At 50.7% G+C, this 2,683-nt stretch carries 1 protein-coding gene and 1 pseudogene; both read left to right on the forward strand.

Features of this window, described 5'->3' with window-relative positions; translation table 11 throughout:
* Positions 1-402: pseudogene (locus FFS57_RS26025) on the forward strand (methyl-accepting chemotaxis protein); the annotation flags it as partial.
* Between the two features lie 196 nt (positions 403-598).
* On the forward strand, positions 599-2,683 hold a 2,085-nt coding region (locus tag FFS57_RS24605), incomplete at its 3' end, for a methyl-accepting chemotaxis protein (RefSeq protein WP_137940464.1).

The raw sequence follows: 2,683 nt of genomic DNA on the forward strand, positions 1-2,683 counted from the left end.
GAAATCGTCAGTTCGGTGCAGCGAGTCAACGACATCATCAGTGAAATCTCGGCGGCCAGCCATGAACAGAGTGACGGCATCGAGCAGGTGAACAAAGCCGTGACACAAATGGATGAAGGTACACAGCAAAATGCAGCCCTGGTCGAACAGGCGGCAGCGAATGCTGAAAGTCTGGAAGAGCAGGCCAGGCAGCTGTTGGATGCAGTGATGATTTTCCGTATGGATACTGATGTTGAGCACAGGGCACAACAGGGGATTCGCATGCCAGTCCCGCCCAAATTGCCGAAAGTTGCCGGTAATCGCATGAGACCTGGCATCAAGCCGACGACCAAGTCAGCTCACACACCCAAGATGCTGCCTGCTGTCGCTGACTCAGAGGATGGTACCTGGAAGGAATTTTAGTTCGGAATGATGCAGAACAAATTCATGATGCAATGACCGGTTCATCGACTGCCTGGTCAAGTCAGGGCTGTCAGAGACATGTTAATACATATTGGGCCGGCGTTCTGTTACTGCTGATGTTGAATGAAGCGGTAGTTTGAATGGTCTGGCGGGCTGAGCGGCTCGCGATACGTGTAGTCACCCCGACGGAGGATTTATGCGAGTCAATATGCCAGTAACGCAGGTGGAAGTACCACTGCGTGAAGATACCATGATTGTATCCAAGACCGATCTGAAGGGTCGGATCACCTATATCAACAAAGATTTTGTCGATGTCAGCGGATTCTCCGAAAAAGAATTGATTGGTGAACCGCATAACATCGTCCGTCATCCAGACATGCCTTCAGAAGCCTACGCCGATTTGTGGGCCACGTTGAAGGCTGGCCGTCCCTGGACGGGGATGGTAAAGAACCGTTGCAAGAATGGTGATTATTACTGGGTACAAGCAAATGCCACCCCCATTTATGAAAGTGGGCAGGTGGTTGGCTTTATGTCGGTACGTGTCAAACCAACCCGTGACCAAGTCAATGCGGCTGAAGAGGTTTATCGGCGATTCAGAGAGAAACAGGCTGCTGGTATGGAAATTCACCAGGGGCAAGCAGTGAAACGGAGTTGGTTCCAAAAGTTGAACGATATCAGCTTGCGCTCGCGGTTAGTGGGGGCATTTGCAGCAGTATTGGCCTTGATGGTCGTACTCGGGACTGATGCATTGTATGAGTTGGATGAGAGCCGGCAATCCATCAGCAAACTGTATCAGGGGCGCGTAGTTCCATTGCAGATTCTGGGGGAAATAGCTCAGGCAATAGGTGATGGACGGGGAGGTTTGTTGGATTCACTGAATGCCGCATCAAGGGCGGCACAGACCAAAGCTGCGTTCAAAGCCGACACCGCCAAGATCATGGCTAATCTGGCTAATGCAGAGAAGCGGTGGAAGGAATATCAAGAACGTGTTTACACTGATAAGCATCGAAAGTTGATTGAGCAGTTTGATAAGTCCTTCACGCAACTGGTACAACAGGGCTTCGTACCGCTGGTTGCTACGTTGGAGAATGGCAAACTCAGTGAAGCCGAGCAATTGGCATCCAAGTTGCCGGCATTGACTGAACAAGCCGGACTTGCACAAAAGGCGTTGCATGATTTTCAGGTTGAAGCAGGTCAACAGCAGGCCGACGAGGCGGAGGCATCTTTCCATACTGTCCGAATCAAGTTGTTGTTAATTGTATTTACAGGTGTGGCGCTGGCCATAGTACTCAGTACCTGGATATTGAAAACGACGGTCAAGCCACTCAATCGGGCCATTGATATATTCCGCGAATTGGCTAGTGGTAACTTCCGTAACAGCATTGATATTTCAAGAAACGATGAAATAGGTCGCACGCTGCAAGGCCTGCAAGGGTTACAGGTCAGGCTAGGTTTCGAGATGATGGAAACCAAGCGTATGTCGGAAGAAAACACTCGCATCAAGGTAGGCTTGGATAATGTCACTACCAACGTGATGATTGCTGATGCTAACTACAACATCATTTATCTGAACAAATCGATTGCTCAGATGTTGGGCATGGCGGAAGCCGATATTCGGCAATCGTTGCCGAATTTCAGCGTTGCCAACTTGCTTGGAACCAATATCGATGTCTTCCATAAGAATCCATCGCATCAACGCAATATGCTTGCCGGGTTGTCAGGCACGCATCGTGCCACGATCAAGCTGGGTAACCGTACATTTGCACTAACGGTTACATCGGTCAGTAATGAACGTGGTGAACGTTTGGGCACGGCGGTGGAATGGCTGGATCGGACGGCAGAGCTGGCTGTGGAGCAGGAGGTCGAGCGCATCGTCATGGTGGCTGCGCAGGGTAATCTGGGCGAAAGGGTTTCACTGGACGGCAAAGATGGTTTTGTTCGTTTGGTCAGCGAAAGTATCAACCGATTGCTGGATCGGATGGCACAAGGTTTTGCTGATCTGGGCAATCTGCTTGCAAGCTTGGCAGATGGGGACTTGCGAACCACGATTCAGACGGAGTACGAAGGTGAGTTGGCACGTATTTGTCAGGATGCCAATACTTGTGTTGAACAATTGCGAACCATCGTATCCCAGATCAAGAGTGCATCGGATTCCATCAATACGGCTGCCGGTGAGATTGCATCCGGTAACACCGACCTGTCCCAACGCACGGAAGAACAAGCGGCCAGCCTGGAAGAAACCGCGGCCAGCATGGAGCAATTGACCGGGACCGTGAAACAG

The organism is Chitinivorax sp. B (assembly GCF_005503445.1).
GTDB lineage: Bacteria > Pseudomonadota > Gammaproteobacteria > Burkholderiales > SCOH01 > Chitinivorax.